This is a genomic window from Yoonia sp. (assembly GCF_965660735.1).
Taxonomy (GTDB): domain Bacteria; phylum Pseudomonadota; class Alphaproteobacteria; order Rhodobacterales; family Rhodobacteraceae; genus Yoonia.
In genome coordinates this window covers 24,448-40,665 of sequence record NZ_CBFIBD010000004.1, presented here as the reverse complement: position 1 = coordinate 40,665, position 16,218 = coordinate 24,448, and the positions used below count along the sequence as shown (strand labels likewise).

Below are 16,218 nucleotides of genomic sequence, written 5' to 3'. Positions count from 1 at the left end.
TGCCGCCCTGTTTCGCCATGCGCCAGATACAAAAAAACGGCCATGCCCGGGAGGAGGTGGGCATGACCGTTTCTTATGATCGGCGCCCCCCTGCGTCTCGGGAGGAGAAGAAGCAGGGCGCGTCCTCGCTGGCGTTGCTCGGGAGGAGGTGAGCGCGGCCTGCGGTATGATCGGTTCCAACCCGGGAGGAGGTGGGCGGTTCCGAATTCCGTCTAAAGTGGTGGCATCCGGGAGGAGGATGGATGCCACCACCTTATTGATGACCGGGCTCTCAGGGAGGAGGCGGAGCCCCGGTCGTTTCAGATCGGTCCTTCAGGGAGGAGGTGACCGACCCGATCCTTGAATTACTTGCCGTAGGCGGCTTCGATCGCCAAACCCTTGATCATGCTGCGGCTCAGGCCCAGATCGCCCAGATCGCGGTCTGACAGACCGTTCAGTTCACGCAGGGTTGTGCTGTAGATCTTGTATTTGGCGCGACGGTCGGCCAGTGATGCGCGCAGCGCGGCGATCCGGTCACCAAATGCGAACCCGCCAGCGGCTGTTTCGGTTTGATATGTCATCGGTTGTTCTTTCTATCTTGTGTCTGCTTGTGCGGCCCTTGCCGCTGCTGTTGTGACCAAGATGTATGATTATGCTGCGATTGCACAATGGACGATTGGTCAATGCTGCTATGCAGAAACTGCATAAGCGATGCTGACCTAAAGTCATCCAATTGTTACATTTTGCACCATCTGTCCTGCTTGCCTTGCGCTTTGCCCAAAACGTGCCAAATGTTGACCGTAATTAAGGCGCAATGCGAAAAGGAGCCCGTGCAATGCCCGTCACCCGTGATGAAATATTAGGCGCACTGTCCCGACTCACATTGCCTGGTGGCGATAACATCGTGTCCCGTGACATGGTCCGCGCCCTTACGATCGAGGGCACCACCGTGCGTTTCGTGATCGAGGCGCCGACCCCAGCAGAGGCGGCAAAGATGGAAGGTGTTCGGCAAGCCGCCGAGCAGATCATCGCGGCCTTGCCGGGGGTTGATACCGTCTCTGTTATCCTGACGGCGCATGGTCCGGCCCCGAAGGCGCCGGAACCGCCATCGCTGAAGGTTGGCCGCCATCCGACCCCGCAAGCGGGACCGGCACGGGTGGCAGGTGTTGACCGCATCCTTGCCATCGGATCGGGCAAGGGCGGTGTGGGTAAATCCACTGTGTCGTCAAACCTCGCCGTGGCGCTGGCACGCGAAGGGCGTCGCGTCGGCCTTCTGGATGCAGATATCTACGGCCCCAGCCAGCCACGCATGATGGGTGTGTCCAAACGTCCGGCCAGCCCGGACGGCAAGATCATCATTCCCTTGCAGGCGCACGGTGTCACGATGATGTCCATCGGGCTGATGATGGACCCCGACAAGGCCGTCGTCTGGCGTGGTCCCATGTTGATGGGCGCGTTGCAGCAGATGCTGGGGCAGGTGCAGTGGGGCGAACTGGACGTGCTGATCGTCGATCTGCCCCCCGGCACGGGCGATGTTCAGCTGACGCTGTGCCAGAAAACCCAGTTGACTGGCGCGGTTGTGGTCAGCACGCCGCAGGACGTGGCGCTGCTGGATGCGCGCAAGGCGCTGGATATGTTCAACACACTGAACACGCCGGTTCTTGGGCTGATCGAAAACATGTCCACATTCATATGCCCCTCTTGCGGGACCGAAACGCAAATCTTTGGCCATGGCGGTGTCGCCGCCGAGGCGGGCAAGATCGGCGTGCCGTTTCTGGGCGCCTTGCCTATTGACCTGGACACGCGGCTGGCCGGCGATGCAGGCACGCCGATTGCGGCAGGTGACGGGCCGATGGCCGATGCCTATCGGCAACTGGCACGCCGGTTCATCGACGGCGGCATGGCGTGATCATCCGCCAGGCAGAACTGGCGGACTTCGATGCGATCTGGCCCTTGTTGCGCGAGGTATTCCGCAGCGGCACGACCTATGCCGTCGACCCCGCGATCAGCAAGGATGATGCGCGCGTCTATTGGATGGCAGCCGCACGTGCCACCTATGTCGCCGAAGGTGCGGGCGGTATTGTCGGGACGTATTATATCAAGACGAACCAGCCCGGCGGTGGTGCACATATTTGCAACTGCGGATATATCGTGGCGCCATCCGCACGCGGTCAGGGGCTGGCGGGGCGCATGTGCGACCATAGCCAGCAAGAGGCCCGCGCGCTGGGCTATACCGCGATGCAATTCAACTTTGTTCTGGACAGTAACGACGGGGCCGTTCGGCTTTGGCAGCGGCTGGGATTCGCCATCGTTGGCACAATCCCCGACGCATTCGACCATCCATCCAAAGGCATGGTCTCAGCATATGTGATGCACAAGCGGCTTTAGATCGGTCCCTCCGCCAGCGTCAGCATCCTGTCGGGCAGTGGGCGCTGCAGGCGCAGCGCCTGCTCTCGGGGCGCGGTCAGCCACATCTTGATTGCCTCGGGTGAGATCAGGATCACCGGCATGGCCTTTGGGTGGATCGGCGCGACCACGCCGTTGGCGTCGGTGGTCAGAAAGCCGAACAGATCGTCGTTCGTCTGCCCTTCCTTGACCTTGCGCACAGATGTCCAGTTGGTCCAGATCCCTGCAAAAAACGCGAGCGGCTGGCTGTCGTCCAGCGCGAACCAGCGCGGACCGACGCCTTTCTGGAACTCCGAAAACGCGGTGAAGGGAACGACACAACGATGGTCCGGTCCCAGCCACCTGCGCCAATGGGGTGACGCGGTGTTGCGGATATTGGTCACGCCCTTGTCCGCGTTGCGGGTTTTGAGCGCGAACGCGGGCGAGGGCATCCCCCAGCGCATCATACGCAAGGTCGGACCGTCAGGGGTATTTGCAACGACCGGTGCAGATTGATCGGGGTAGATCGCGGGCAGGGCGGGCAAATTGCCGGTTTCATCTGTGATCTCGTCGAACAGCGCCCGGATCGCCGCCTGCCCCTTGGTCATCGAATAAAGATTGCACATGGTCCGGCCCTTTTGCCCGTCGCCCCGGCGATGATGCCGTCACAGCTTGCCGCCTGCAAGTCTCTTCCCGCCGTCGGGAAAACATGGAATCGGCATGGAAAACGAATCACATCATGGCAAGATTTGGCTAATTCAGATGATGAAAGCACCGTGATTTCTGCAATTTCATAGCCAGGCGCCCGGTCTGAGCAATGAAAACCGGGATTTTTTGGGAATTTTCTGAACATGCAGCTGGATAACTACATTTAGTCCCTGCAAAAGATCATTCCGCTACAAATATGCCAAATTTTACTGTAATTGCCCAGATGCACCACGCAAGTACTCTGTTTTTTGCCATAAGGTTCCATGTAATCCCAAAAAATTGTTGATCGAATGGCCAAGTGGTGCCACAACTGTTTCACGGTAAGGGCGAACAAGACTTCAAATCGGGGCGCATAGAACCCCAACCGGCAAAGCCAGGTTTCATACAGGCTTCGTCTTTACCAAGACCAGATCCGGCGCGTGAGCGAGCAGACATCCCCCCAGGTGGCACGCGCAGTCGGACTTTCCCAGAAATGGGACGAGGGCGGCGGATTGTGCAGTGGCAGCAGCGCAATCCGCCGTTTTCACATTCAGACAGACGATTTCGGGGGCGGTTATTAAGAAGGGCCAAGGGACAGTGGTTCTCAGTTTCACAGGCGAACACACCCAAAAGGTGGACGGCAAGGGGCGCATGTCGATCCCGGCCGATTTTCGTCGTGTCCTCGAAGCCGGCGATCCCGAATGGACCCCGGGGTTAAGCCCGCGGATGTATCTGTTGTATGGTGATCACCTGAAAAATGAATTGCACGGCTACACGGTTGATGAATTCAACAAGGTCGTGGCCCAGATCAACGCGCTGCCGCGCGGGTCCGACAGCAAGAAAAAACTGTCGCGCCTGATCATCGGGCAATCCATCAAGTTGGATGTCGATAAGGATGGCCGCACCGTGATGCCCATCAAACAACGCCAGAAACTGGGAATTACCGAAGGCGATTTGCAGTTCAGTGGCCTTGGTGACCACTTCGAGATCTGGAAAGCCGAGACCTATACCGCCGAAATCGCTGATGACCTGAACGATTGGCTTGCCGCGCAAGGCGATGGTTTCGATCCGCTTATCCTGCTGGACGAATAGGGGGCAATGATGTCAGCTGCCGCAGACCCCGCACCACATATCCCCGTCCTGATCCGCCCACTGATCGATGCTGTTTCACCCGTTTTCGGCGTCTGGCTTGATGGCACCTTTGGCGCGGGCGGTTATACCCGCGCGCTGCTGGCCGCAGGCGCCGATCAGGTGATCGCGGTTGACCGTGATCCGCTGGCATTTGAAATGGCTGCCGACTGGGCCGCCGAGTATGGCGACCGGATCCGCATGGTCGAAGGCACGTTTTCACGGCTGGACGAATACGGCACCGATCTGGATGGTGTGGTGCTGGATCTTGGTGTCAGTTCCATGCAGCTTGATCTGGCCGAACGCGGCTTTTCGTTCATGCGCGAGGGGCCGCTGGATATGCGCATGTCGCAATCCGGCCCCTCTGCCGCTGATCTGATCAATACCGCGACCGAGGCCGAACTGGCTGATATCATATATCTTTATGGCGAGGAGCGCGCATCGCGCCGGATCGCGCGAGCGATCGTCGCGTCGCGACCGCTGACGACGACATTGGAACTGGCCACTGTGGTGGCATCCTGCCTGCCACGCCAGAAACCGGGGCAAAGCCACCCCGCAACGCGGACCTTTCAGGCGCTGCGCATCGCGGTGAACAACGAATACGGCGAACTGGCCGAGGGGCTGATGGCCGCAGAACGTGCGCTGAAACCCGGCGGGCAACTGGCCGTTGTCACGTTTCATTCGGTCGAGGACCGGATGGTCAAACGGTTTCTGCAGGCACGGTCGGGCAATGTGCCCAACGCCAACCGGTACGCGCCTGCGACCGAACAGATCACCCCGGCGTTTCGTATCGAAAAACGCAAGGCAATTGGCCCGGACGCACAGGAATTATCCGAAAACCCCCGGTCGCGGTCGGCCAAGCTGCGGGTTGCGATCCGCACCGATGCGCCTGCCGAACCGATTGATCCGGCATCGCTGGGGATGCCGATGATGAAAGGGGGCAGATGATGCGCGGCTTTCTTTACGTGTTGTCCGCGTTTGCAGTCATGGGGCTGGCCTTTTGGGCCTATCAAGAAAACTACAAGACGCAGGCAGCGCTGAAAGAGGTGCGCCAGTTGCACGCAGAGATCGGGGCGGCGCATGAACGGCTGAATATCCTGCGTGCCGAATGGGCCTATCTGAACCGGCCCGACCGGCTGGCGGATCTGGCGGATTTGAATTTTGACCGTCTGGGCCTTCTGCCGCTGATGCCTGACGCCTTTGGCCAGGTCGATCATATCATCTATCCCTTGCCTCCCATTTCACCGATCATCAACCCGATCGAGTTGTCCAGCGAAGCCTTTGATGACTGGGAGGATCCGCTATGACCCGCACCCCCCTGCGCCCGCTGGCGCGAATCCTCAAGGCCCGCGCCAAGGGTGAAAACCCCGATGTCATCGCCGCCGAAAATCTGCGCAAGCGGCACGAGGCGATGGCCGACAAGACCCGCCAGCGCGCCGAAGGACGGCTGTTGGTGCTGGGGCTTGCGTTTTTCTGTGCCTTTGTCGTGATCGGGGGTCGGATGGGGACACTGGCCTCTTCCGTGCCGGAAGAACCGCGCGCCACGACTGTGGGCAATCCCATCATCGGGCAGCGGTCGGACATCGTGGACCGCAACGGGCGTATTCTGGCGACCAACCTTGCCACCCATTCACTGTATGCCCACCCGCGCGACATGATCGACCCCGGAAATGCCGCGCGCGGTCTGGCCGCGATTTTCCCCGAACTGGACGAGGCGGAGCTGCTGGACGATTTCACCGGCGACCGGCGTTTCCTGTGGATCAGACGCCAGATCAGCCCCGAACAGATGCAGGCGGTCCATGATATCGGGTCACCCGGCCTGCTGTTTGGTCCGCGCGAGATGCGGTTGTATCCAAACGGCCCGATTGCAGCACATATCCTTGGCGGTGCCAGCTATGGCCGCGAAGGTGTCGCCAGTGCCGAAGTCATCGGCGTGGCGGGCGTGGAGCGCCAGTTTGACGCCTATTTGCGCGATCCAGCCAACGAAGGCGCGCCACTGCAACTGTCGCTTGATCTGACGGTGCAGGCGGCCGCCGAACAGGTGCTGGCCGGTGGCATGTCGATCATGAACGCCAAGGGTGCCACGTCGGTCCTGATGGATATTCACACCGGCGAGGTTATTTCGATGGTGTCGCTGCCCGATTTCGACCCCAACAACCGGCCTCATGCGCCAACAACGGGGGATCAGTCCGACAGCCCGCTGTTCAACCGCGCGGTCCAAGGGGTGTATGAACTGGGGTCCGTTTTCAAGATTTTCACGATTGCGCAGGCCCTTGAACTGGGCCTTGTCGCCCCTGATACCATGATCGACACCCAAGGCCCGTTGACCTGGGGCCGGTTCCGTATTCGCGACTTTCGCAACTACGGCCCCGAACTGAGCACCGAGGATGTGATCGTGCATTCCTCGAATATCGGGACGGCCCGCATCGCAATGCAGATCGGCGCGGACCGGCAGCGGGCATTTCTTGGCGCGATGGGGTTGCTTGAACCCACCCCGGTCGAATTGGCCGAGGCCCCGACAGGCACGCCGCTGTTGCCAGCGAACTGGTCCGAAATATCAACAATGACAATATCTTACGGGCACGGCCTGTCGTCGTCGCCACTGCATCTTGCAACCGCATATGCGTCGCTGCTGAATGGCGGCACGCGGGTCGAACCCACGCTGCTGCGGATGGAAAACGCCGTGCGGGGGCCGCGTATCGTCAGCCCAGAGGTCAGCCGCATCGCGATGGGCATGTTGCGGCAGGTGGTGGTGCGCGGCACGGCCTCTTTCGGGGAAATTCCCGGCTATGCGGTTGGCGGCAAGACCGGCACGGCGGACAAGCCGCGCAGGGCGGGGGGCGGCTATTATGACGACAAGGTCATCGCCACCTTTGCCACGGCCTTTCCGGCCCATGATCCACAATATGTGCTGATCGTCACGCTGGACGAGCCGTCTGAAAACACCGGCACCGAACCGCGCCGCACCGCAGGCTGGACTGCCGTACCTGTCGCGGCTGAAATGATCCGTAGAATGGCGCCGCTGCTTGGTCTCAGACCACACGTGGACACCCCCCAACCCGTCGGTGTAACACTCACCTCGAATTAGGCGGGGACTGGGCGATGAAGACACTGGCGGAACTGGGGCTGACGGCGCAAGGCGGGGCCGAGGCGCAGGTCACGGGACTGGCGGTAGACAGTCGCGATGTGCGGCAGGGGTATCTTTTTGCAGCCTTGCCCGGCACGCAGATGCATGGTGCGGCCTATATCCAGACGGCATTGGACAAGGGCGCAGGCGCGATCCTGACCGATGCGCAAGGCGCCACACTGGCCGCCGATGCATTGTCGGGCACGACCGCCGCCGTCATCGTCGCGCAAGACCCGCGCCAGACGCTGGCGCAGACGGCGTCGCTTTGGTTCGGGCCGCATTCGGCGACGGTGGTGGCGGTGACCGGCACCAACGGCAAGACATCCGTGTCCACCTTTTGCCGCCAGATATGGGAGGAAATGGGAATTGCCGGCGTCAACCTCGGCACCACCGGCGTTGAAGGTGCGTGGGCGCATCCGCTGAAACATACCACGCCGGAACCTATCACCCTGCATCGCGTTCTGGCCGAGGCCGCGCGCAACGGCGTGACCCATGTCGCGATGGAGGCGTCAAGTCACGGGCTGGATCAGCGGCGGCTGGATGGCGTGTTGCTGGCAGCTGCGGGTTTCACCAATTTCACCCAGGATCATCTGGATTATCACCACACGTTCGATGCCTATTTCCAAGCCAAGATGGGCCTGTTCACGCGCGTCCTGTCCGAAGACGGTGTTGCGGTGATCAACCGTGACGACCCCAAGGGCAGCCAAGTGGCGGCCATATGCGCAGAACGCGGGCAGGAAGTCATCGGCGTTGGCCGTGCGAGCGGGGCAAGATTACGTCTGACCGGCCAGCGGTTTGATGCGACCGGGCAGGATGTTTTGTTTACATGGCAGGGCACACCCCGACAGGTGCGGCTGAACCTGATCGGCGGCTTTCAGGCCGATAACGTGCTGCTGGCGGCAGGGCTGGTGATTGCCGCAGGTGCCGTTCCAGACGATGTGTTCGATGCGCTACCGGCGCTGGGCACGGTGCGGGGGCGTATGGAACTGGCCGCGACACGTGAAAACGGGGCGGCGGTGTTTGTTGACTATGCCCATACGCCTGATGCGGTGGAAACCGCGCTACAGGCGATGCGCCCGCATGTGATGGGCCGGATCATTGTGATCGTGGGGGCGGGGGGCGACCGCGACACCGCCAAGCGCCCGCTGATGGGGGCGGCTGCGGCCCGGCACGCCGAGGTGGTCATCGTGACCGATGACAACCCCCGCAGCGAAGACCCCGCCGCGATTCGCGCCGCCGTCATGGCTGGTGCCGTTGATGCGGGTGGCACGGATAATATCACGGAAATCGGCGACCGGGCAGAGGCGATCTTGCGTGGAATTCACATGCTGGCCCCCGGTGACGCGCTGCTGGTTGCGGGCAAGGGTCATGAAACAGGGCAGATCGTGGGCGACAGCGTGCTGCCCTTTGATGATGTGGAACAGGCCAGCGTTGCCGTTGCCGCACTTGAGGGAAAGATATGACACTTTGGACCTCTGCCGATGCGGTTGCGGCGACCGGTGGCCAAACCACGAAAGATTGGCAGGCAACGGGTGTGTCTATCGACACCCGGACCCTGCAATCCGGTGATTTGTTCGTGGCGTTGAAAGACGTGCGCGACGGGCATGATTTTGTCGCACGGGCGCTGGAGAACGGTGCTGCTGCTGCGCTGGTCACGCATCGCCCTGCCGATGTGGCCGATGACGCACCGCTGCTGATCGTGCCCGATGTTCTGGCCGCACTGGAGACGCTGGGCATCGCGGCGCGTGCGCGCACCCAGGCACGTGTGGCCGCAATCACCGGATCGGTCGGCAAGACCTCGACCAAGGAAATGCTGCGCGCTGTGCTGTCGCGACAGGGCCAATGCCACGCCGCCGAGGCCAGCTACAACAACCATTGGGGTGTGCCGCTGACCTTGGCGCGGATGCCCGCCGACAGCGATTATGCGATCATCGAGATCGGAATGAGCAATCCCGGCGAAATCGCGCCCCTGTCGCGCATGGCGCGCCCGCATGTGGCGATGATCACGACGGTGGCGGCGGCGCATCTGGCGTCATTCGACAATCTGGCGGGGATCGCCCATGAAAAGGCCGCGATCATGGACGGGATGGAACCGGGCGGGGTGGCTGTTCTGAACGCCGATATCGAAACGGCAGGCATCTTGCGCGACCATGCTGTGCAAACCGACGCGCGGCAGGTGCTGTTCGGGGAAACCGGGGCGGACTGGACGGTGGGAAATGTCCGGCTATCCGGCGACGTCACGGTGATTGCAGCGTGCCACGCCGGTCAGGACTACCTGTTTAAACTGTCCGTTCCGGGGCGGCATTTCGCGATGAACGCGGTTGGCGTGCTGGCCGTGGCCGAAGCGCTGGGCGCTGATCCGGTCGCCGCATCGCTGGATATCGCAACCTGGGTGCCACCCGCAGGCCGCGGCACCCGCGAGGTGATCGTGATCGACCGCGCAATCGAGACCGAAACGCTCGATCTGATCGACGACGCGTTCAACGCCAACCCCACATCGCTGGCCGCATCGCTGGAGGTCGTGGCCGCAGGGACGCCCACCGACAACGTGGGCCGGATCATGAAGGGGCGGCGCATCGCAATACTGGGCGATATGCTGGAATTGGGCCCTGATGAGGTCGCGATGCATCGTGGCATGGCCGCCAACCCGCATCTGCAATCGCTAGACCTGATCCATTGTGCCGGACCACTGATGCAGCATTTGTGGCAGGCCCTGCCCAAAGGGCAGCGCGGCCAATGGGCACCAACCGCCGCAGAACTGGTCGGACAGGTGTCGCGGTTGGTGGACACCGGCGATGTCGTGCTGGTCAAGGGATCGAAAGGCAGCAAGATCAGTCTGGTCGTTGACGCCATCCGCAAACTGGGGCATCGCCGCTCCTACGAAGAATAAGGTTTTCTGACATGCTCTACTGGCTGACCGCGCTTTCGGATGGCGGCGATTTTTTCAATCTCTTTCGCTATATCACGTTCCGGGCGGGCGGGGCCTTTATGACGGCGCTGTTGTTCGGGTTCATCTTTGGCCCGCCCCTGATCAATGTGTTGCGCAGACGGCAGGGCAAGGGCCAGCCCATTCGTGGTGACGGCCCCGAGGGGCATTTCATCAAGGCGGGCACGCCGACCATGGGGGGGCTGCTGATCGTCGGTGCGCTGACGACATCGACCTTGCTATGGGCGCGGCTGGATAACCCGTTCGTCTGGATGGTCCTGTTCGTAACCCTGTCCTTTGCCGCCATCGGTTTCGCCGACGATTATGCCAAGGTATCCAAGCAAAACACCAAAGGCGTTTCCGGCAAGGTGCGGATATTGCTGGGAATTTTGATTGCAGGGATCGCGGGCTATTGGGCGGCGGCCTATCACCCTGACGATCTGACCAACCAGCTGGCGCTGCCGATCTTCAAGAATACGCTGATCAACCTTGGCATCCTGTTCGTGCCATTTGCGATCATCGTGATCGTGGGGGCGGCCAATGCGGTGAACCTGACCGACGGGCTGGACGGGCTCGCGATCATGCCGGTGATGATTGCGGCGGGGACGTTCGGGGTGATTGCCTATGCCGTGGGGCGCACCGATTTCACCGAATATCTGGATGTGCACTACGTGCCGCAAACCGGTGAAATACTGATCTTCAGCATGGGTTTGATCGGCGGAGGGCTTGGGTTTTTGTGGTATAACGCGCCGCCTGCGGCCGTGTTCATGGGCGACACCGGGTCGTTGGCACTGGGCGGGGCATTGGGGGCGATTGCCGTGGCCACCAAGCATGAAATCGTGCTGGCCATTGTGGGCGGGCTTTTCGTTGTCGAGGCCCTGTCGGTCATTGTACAGGTTCTCTATTTCAAGCGCACCGGCAAGCGGGTCTTTCTGATGGCGCCGATCCACCATCATTATGAGAAAAAGGGATGGGCCGAGCCCCAGATTGTGATCCGCTTCTGGATCATCTCGCTGATCCTTGCGATGATCGGATTGGCAACGCTGAAAGTGCGCTAGGTCGGATCAAAGCCAACGCCATTGACCCAAATCAAGGCAAGAGGCGCCGTGCCGCGCAATCCTCGTGCAAATTGCAAGGAGGCACGGTGATGAACGTCGAAACCCAGAAACAGATACTGTTGGCCCGCCGGGCCGAGATTACGGGCGATCTGCAAGAGATCGAAGACCAACTGGACGAGACCCCGACCAAAGACTGGGAGGATCGTTCGTCGGAGCGGCAGGGCGATATCGTGCTGGAGGCGCTGGGAAACAAGGAACTTGACGAATTGCGGCGCATTGATGCTGCGCTTGACCGGATCAGCAATGGCACCTACGGCGTCTGCGTGCAATGCGGAGAACAAATATCGGACGCGCGGCTGGAATTGTTGCCCGCTACGCCGCTGTGCAAGGATTGCGCTGTCTGAACGCGCGACGGAAATGGAACGATACCACGTATCAGCTTTGTCGCATCATGATGGAGCCTGAGATGACGTATCTTCCGTATGCATTCTTGTTTGTTCTTGGGGGCGTGTGTCTGGCTGTTTTCATGACCTCACCGATTGTATAGGGTCACGCCCCCGCCAGGGTATCGACGCCGTACAGGCATTGCGCCTGACCCTTTCATCGGATCGGCGTGTCTTTCAGGCGGCCGGGAAACCACAGCCTTTGCCGGCTGCGGTTTTCCCGAAGGCGTCAGATCACAGCGCGCTGTCGATGGCGGTGCCGGCGTTGCTGATGTCTTTGCCGACGCCCTTGACTGTCTCGCAGGCTGTCAGGCTGAGAATGGCTACAATGGCAAGAAATCTGATCATGTGTCTGTCCTTTTGAGTGGTTGGTGTCGATCGTATGCTTTGGTTTCAGCAGCTGCAAGTCTGGCATGGCTCAATCAAGAAATGCGGCGGCGGTTGCCGTGAATGCACGGGGTTCTTCGGCGTGTAGCCAATGGCCCGCACCGGGAATTTTCGCAAAGCGCGCTTTTGGAAAAAGCGCCTTTATTGTCGGCCGGTGCGCAGGTTGCACGTAATCCGACGCACCACCGGACAAGAACAGCACCGGCCCGTCAAAATGCCCGGCCACTTCGGGAAAGCCAAGGATCTTGTCCATTTGGGTGGCCAGCACATCCAGATTCAGCCGCCAGCGCCGATCTTTCATATCAAGGCTTTGCAATAGGAAATCGGCGACCCCCGGTTCCAGATCACCCAAAGCCGCGCGCGCATCACTGCGGTTTTCAATCGCGGCCAGATCAACGCCGCGCATCGCGTTCAGCGGGCCCATTTGCGTATGTGTATAGACCACCGGTGCGATATCGGCCACGATCAGTCGGCGCACCTTTTGCGGATATTTCAGCGCCAGCACCATCGCTGCCTTGCCACCCATGGAATGGCCCAGCACGTCCACGGGCCTGTCCATCAGTTGCGCCAGATCATCGGCCATGTCGTCATAGGAATTGCTGTCATACCACGGGCTGCCCCCATGGTTGCGCATGTCGGCGGCAATGACGGGCCGCTTCTCTGACAGGCGCTTTGCGATCACGCCCCAGTTGCGTGCCGATCCGAACAACCCATGGGCTATCAGAAGTGGCGTGGTGTCGGGGCCTGGATGGTTAACCGTGTTCAACATGCATCTGTTCTAACCCTTTGCGCCCGCCAGATGCCAGAGGGATTGAGTGGCGACGCAAACACCACTAATCGCCCGATCATGGATAACGGGCTGAACCACAAGATTGCCGAGATCAGTACCCTGATGCGCAGCCAGTTGCGAATCAGGGGCCGTGACCTGCATGTGCAGTATCGCAGGGCAGGGCGGCTTTTGCCGCGCGCGGTACGGCGCGATATCCTTTATCTGCTGGACACGTCGGCCTTGGGCGATAACCCGAAATTGGCCCGCATGATCAACCATGACAAAATCAGCCGCGCCCACCGGAACATTGTGGATTATCTGCAAGGCCTTGATCCAAAGGCGCAAATGTGGACGCGCATTCTGAATATCACGGCGTCGATTGCATTCGCGCTGATAGTCGCATTCGCGGTGACGCTGTTTGTGCTGGTGCAGCGCGGCTTTATCTGACGTCGGCGTTTAGGGTGGGCCATGACCCACCCTACCTGTCTGATCAAAGGTTGGTATAGATCGGAAAGCGGTCGCACATCGCCTCGACCTCGGCGCGGACTTTTTCTTCGACGGCACCGTTGCCGTCTTCGCCATTTGCGGCCAGACCTTCGGTGACTTCGACGATCCAATCGGCGATCTGGCGGAATTCCGGTTCGCCAAAGCCCCGCGTGGTGCCCGCAGGCGACCCAAGCCGGATACCGGATGTCACGGTCGGTTTTTCAGGATCGAACGGAATGCCGTTCTTGTTGCAGGTGATATGCGCGCGGCCCAGCGATTTTTCGGTTGCGTTGCCTTTCACGCCCTTGGGCCGCAGATCGACCAGCATCACATGGGTGTCAGTGCCGCCGGTGACGATATCAAGCCCGCCTTTCATCAGCTGATCGGCCAGCGCCTGCGCATTCTTGATCACTTGCGCCTGATATGTCTTGAACTCGGGGCGTAATGCCTCGGCGAATGCCACGGCCTTGCCGGCGATCACATGCATCAGCGGGCCGCCCTGAATGCCGGGGAAAATGGCCGAGTTGAATTTCTTTGCCAGCGCCTCGTCATTGGTCAGGATCATGCCGCCACGCGGGCCGCGCAGGGTTTTATGGGTGGTTGTTGTCGCCACATGTGCGTGGGGGAAAGGCGATGGGTACAGTCCCGCCGCCACAAGCCCTGCGAAATGCGCCATATCGACCAGGAGATAGGCCCCCACGCTGTCGGCGATTTCGCGCATTCTGGCAAAATCGATGATGCGCGGAATGGCGGACCCGCCAGCGATGATCATCTTGGGCTGGTGTTCGGTCGCAAGGCGTTCGACCTCGTCATAATCCAACAGGTTGTCCTGTTGGCGCACGCCATATTGCACGGCGTTGAACCATTTGCCCGACTGATTGGGCTTGGCACCGTGGGTCAGGTGGCCGCCTGCATCCAGCGACATCCCAAGGATCGTGTCGCCGGGTTGAAGCAGCGCCGTGAACACGCCCTGGTTGGCCTGACTGCCGGAATTGGGCTGCACGTTCGCGAAACCGCAATCAAACATTTCCTTTGCGCGGTCGATGGCCAGATTTTCGGCCACGTCCACATGTTCGCAGCCACCGTAATACCGCCTGCCGGGATAGCCTTCGGCGTATTTGTTCGTCATCACGCTGCCCTGCGCCTCCATCACGGCGGCCGATACGATGTTTTCCGAGGCGATCAGCTCGATCTCTTTGCGCTGGCGTTTCAGTTCGGCCTGAATGGCTGCGTGCAACACAGGGTCGCGGGTTTCCAGTGTTTCGGTGAAAAAGCCGTTGTCGCGGACAGTGACGTTCATGGGTGCATTCCCCTTGCAAGGTGCGTGTGGCAGAAAAACTGGCGCTGTCATACCCCATGAACCCCATGTTCTAAAGGTCCAAAACGACCATGATGTTTATGAGCGCGTCATGCATGTTTCTTATGCACGACTTGCGTTTCGGCTGCGATCATCCCACAACTTATCGGAACAAAAGGAATTTCTGCCGATGCCACGCCGCAAGATCGCTTTTACCGCCAGTCCGGTCCCTGTTGCGCAAACGGCAATGGCGCAGTTGCGCGACAGCTACGGCGATGTGCCGCCCGAAACGGCGGATGTGATCGTGGCGCTGGGGGGGGACGGGTTCATGTTGCAAACGCTGCATGAGACCCAGGCGTTGAACGTCCCGGTTTATGGCATGAACCGCGGCACGGTCGGGTTCTTGATGAACGAATACCACGCCGATGACTTGTTGGACCGGCTGGACGAGGCCGCGGAAGAGGTGATCAACCCGCTGGCCATGACAGCCGTTACCGCAGACGGCAAAATCAATCATGCCTTGGCCATCAACGAGGTGTCACTTCTGCGCGCCGGCCCGCAAGCCGCCAAGCTGCGGATTTCCGTCGATGGAAAGCTGCGGATGCCGGAACTGGTCTGTGACGGGGCGCTGGTGGCGACGCCTGCGGGGTCCACGGCCTATAACTATTCGGCCCACGGGCCGATCCTGCCGATCGGGTCGGATGTACTGGCGCTGACGGCGATGTCCGCGTTCCGGCCACGGCGCTGGCGCGGCGCGCTTTTACCGAAACAGGCGGTCGTTCGCTTTGACGTGATCGAGGCGGAAAAGCGTCCGGTGATGGCCGATGCCGATGGTGAATCAGTCCGCAACGTCGTCAGCGTTGAAATCCGGTCGGAACCCAGTATCGCGCACCGCATCCTGTTCGATCCCGGTCATGGACTAGAGGAACGGCTGATCCGCGAACAGTTCGCCTGACCCGTGATCAGTAAATGCCGACCCAGCGCGCCGACAGGTCAGCCCGATGTTCGCGTCCATAGGCGACGAACCCAAGGCTGGTAATCGCCTCGGGGCGCAGGGCTTTGCGCATGAACCGGCCCGAGGCTGCAAAAGCGTCAAAGGGGATGCGGACTTCGGTCCAGTCGTCGCTGGTTGCAAAGGCGGCCTGGTAAAAATGCCAGGGCAATACCGTCCCCCGCGTGCGCAAGTGGACAAAGTAATCTTCGCCGTTGCCGCGCACCCGCAGGACGATGCCTGTTGCATCTGCGGGGATCGGATCGGTCAGGTCAACGCGCGTCTGGATGAAACCACCACGGTTTTGCGTGCTGACGTCGCCTTGCAGGTGCAAATAGGCATCCGCGCCGCGGCCTTCCAACTGTGCCGACCCTTCGCTGACGCCGCCCATGACCTGATCGCTCAGGTAGGTCGATTTTTCGGGCGGGGGCGGGGTGTAATCAGCCATGGCTGTCTGTGTCATTGCAGGCCCTGCGAAGCCAAGAAACAGCGCGAGCAGGGCGATAAAGTGGTGGCGCATCCTGTTTCCCCCTCATGGAAAACAGATAAGACACC

Annotated in this window: 18 protein-coding genes; 12 read left to right on the top strand and 6 right to left on the bottom strand. The window is 60.7% G+C overall.

The window, feature by feature from the left end:
• Positions 1–344 precede the first annotated feature (344 nt).
• Positions 345–560: a DUF1127 domain-containing protein gene (locus ACTG4B_RS03305; RefSeq protein ID WP_439154262.1), complete on the bottom strand. Its 216-nt coding sequence runs from the start codon at positions 558–560 to the stop codon at positions 345–347.
• A gap of 254 nt (positions 561–814) precedes the next feature.
• Between ACTG4B_RS03305 and ACTG4B_RS03300 the strand changes: the two genes are divergently transcribed.
• Together ACTG4B_RS03300 and ACTG4B_RS03295 are read left to right on the top strand one after the other, a co-directional pair.
• Entirely contained in the window at positions 815–1,888 is a 1,074-nt protein-coding gene (locus ACTG4B_RS03300) for an Mrp/NBP35 family ATP-binding protein (protein WP_439154261.1), read from the top strand.
• Positions 1,885–2,367 carry a GNAT family N-acetyltransferase gene (locus ACTG4B_RS03295; protein ID WP_439154260.1) on the top strand — a complete coding sequence of 161 codons (483 nt, stop codon included), beginning with the start codon at positions 1,885–1,887 and terminating at the stop codon, positions 2,365–2,367. Before ACTG4B_RS03300 ends, ACTG4B_RS03295 begins: the two co-directional genes overlap by 4 nt.
• Here the strand turns inward: ACTG4B_RS03295 and ACTG4B_RS03290 are convergent.
• Complete coding sequence (locus ACTG4B_RS03290) at positions 2,364–2,990, bottom strand: SOS response-associated peptidase (protein WP_439154259.1); 627 nt, start codon at positions 2,988–2,990, stop codon at positions 2,364–2,366. The two genes, ACTG4B_RS03295 and ACTG4B_RS03290, sit on opposite strands and share 4 nt — an antisense overlap.
• Before the next feature lie 658 nt (positions 2,991–3,648).
• Here ACTG4B_RS03290 and ACTG4B_RS03285 point away from each other — a divergent pair.
• The 8 genes from ACTG4B_RS03285 to ACTG4B_RS03250 all read left to right on the top strand — a co-directional run bounded on the left by ACTG4B_RS03285 (position 3,649) and on the right by ACTG4B_RS03250 (position 11,694).
• On the top strand, positions 3,649–4,143 hold the full coding sequence (locus ACTG4B_RS03285) for a division/cell wall cluster transcriptional repressor MraZ (protein ID WP_439154258.1): 495 nt from the start codon (positions 3,649–3,651) through the stop codon (positions 4,141–4,143).
• 9 nt (positions 4,144–4,152) lie between these two features.
• Complete coding sequence (gene rsmH, locus ACTG4B_RS03280; RefSeq protein WP_439154257.1) at positions 4,153–5,127, top strand: 16S rRNA (cytosine(1402)-N(4))-methyltransferase RsmH; 975 nt, start codon at positions 4,153–4,155, stop codon at positions 5,125–5,127.
• On the top strand, positions 5,127–5,486 hold the full coding sequence (ftsL, locus tag ACTG4B_RS03275) for a cell division protein FtsL (RefSeq protein WP_439154256.1): 360 nt from the start codon (positions 5,127–5,129) through the stop codon (positions 5,484–5,486). The genes rsmH and ftsL overlap by 1 nt, the downstream gene beginning before the upstream one ends.
• Complete coding sequence (locus ACTG4B_RS03270) at positions 5,483–7,267, top strand: peptidoglycan D,D-transpeptidase FtsI family protein (protein ID WP_439154255.1); 1,785 nt, start codon at positions 5,483–5,485, stop codon at positions 7,265–7,267. Before ftsL ends, ACTG4B_RS03270 begins: the two co-directional genes overlap by 4 nt.
• Positions 7,268–7,281: 14 nt before the next feature.
• Entirely contained in the window at positions 7,282–8,769 is a 1,488-nt protein-coding gene (locus ACTG4B_RS03265; RefSeq protein ID WP_439154254.1) for a UDP-N-acetylmuramoyl-L-alanyl-D-glutamate--2,6-diaminopimelate ligase, read from the top strand.
• Complete coding sequence (locus ACTG4B_RS03260; RefSeq protein WP_439154253.1) at positions 8,766–10,196, top strand: UDP-N-acetylmuramoyl-tripeptide--D-alanyl-D-alanine ligase; 1,431 nt, start codon at positions 8,766–8,768, stop codon at positions 10,194–10,196. The genes ACTG4B_RS03265 and ACTG4B_RS03260 overlap by 4 nt, the downstream gene beginning before the upstream one ends.
• 11 nt (positions 10,197–10,207) lie before the next feature.
• On the top strand, positions 10,208–11,290 hold the full coding sequence (gene mraY, locus ACTG4B_RS03255; RefSeq protein WP_439154252.1) for a phospho-N-acetylmuramoyl-pentapeptide-transferase: 1,083 nt from the start codon (positions 10,208–10,210) through the stop codon (positions 11,288–11,290).
• A gap of 89 nt (positions 11,291–11,379) precedes the next feature.
• Positions 11,380–11,694 (top strand): TraR/DksA family transcriptional regulator, encoded by a 315-nt coding sequence (locus tag ACTG4B_RS03250; protein WP_439154251.1) that lies wholly within the window; start codon positions 11,380–11,382, stop codon positions 11,692–11,694.
• Between the two features lie 273 nt (positions 11,695–11,967).
• On the opposite strand, the gene ACTG4B_RS03245 is transcribed toward ACTG4B_RS03250, so the two are convergent.
• Positions 11,968–12,081 (bottom strand): entericidin A/B family lipoprotein, encoded by a 114-nt coding sequence (locus ACTG4B_RS03245; RefSeq protein ID WP_439154250.1) that lies wholly within the window; start codon positions 12,079–12,081, stop codon positions 11,968–11,970.
• Between the two features lie 70 nt (positions 12,082–12,151).
• Positions 12,152–12,889: an alpha/beta fold hydrolase gene (locus ACTG4B_RS03240; RefSeq protein WP_439154249.1), complete on the bottom strand. Its 738-nt coding sequence runs from the start codon at positions 12,887–12,889 to the stop codon at positions 12,152–12,154.
• Between the two features lie 78 nt (positions 12,890–12,967).
• On the opposite strand from ACTG4B_RS03240, the gene ACTG4B_RS03235 reads away from it, so the two are divergent.
• Complete coding sequence (locus ACTG4B_RS03235) at positions 12,968–13,336, top strand: hypothetical protein (RefSeq protein ID WP_439154248.1); 369 nt, start codon at positions 12,968–12,970, stop codon at positions 13,334–13,336.
• Between the two features lie 43 nt (positions 13,337–13,379).
• Here ACTG4B_RS03235 and glyA read toward each other — a convergent pair whose 3' ends face one another.
• Positions 13,380–14,675, bottom strand: coding sequence for a serine hydroxymethyltransferase (gene glyA / locus ACTG4B_RS03230; protein ID WP_439154247.1), 1,296 nt, complete (start codon positions 14,673–14,675; stop codon positions 13,380–13,382).
• 187 nt (positions 14,676–14,862) lie between these two features.
• On the opposite strand from glyA, the gene ACTG4B_RS03225 reads away from it, so the two are divergent.
• Positions 14,863–15,627 carry an NAD kinase gene (locus ACTG4B_RS03225; RefSeq protein WP_439154246.1) on the top strand — a complete coding sequence of 255 codons (765 nt, stop codon included), beginning with the start codon at positions 14,863–14,865 and terminating at the stop codon, positions 15,625–15,627.
• A gap of 7 nt (positions 15,628–15,634) precedes the next feature.
• Here ACTG4B_RS03225 and ACTG4B_RS03220 read toward each other — a convergent pair whose 3' ends face one another.
• The gene (locus ACTG4B_RS03220; protein ID WP_439154245.1) at positions 15,635–16,183 is read right to left on the bottom strand and encodes a CIA30 family protein; all 549 of its coding nucleotides are present in this window, start codon (positions 16,181–16,183) and stop codon (positions 15,635–15,637) included.
• Positions 16,184–16,218: the final 35 nt, after the last annotated feature.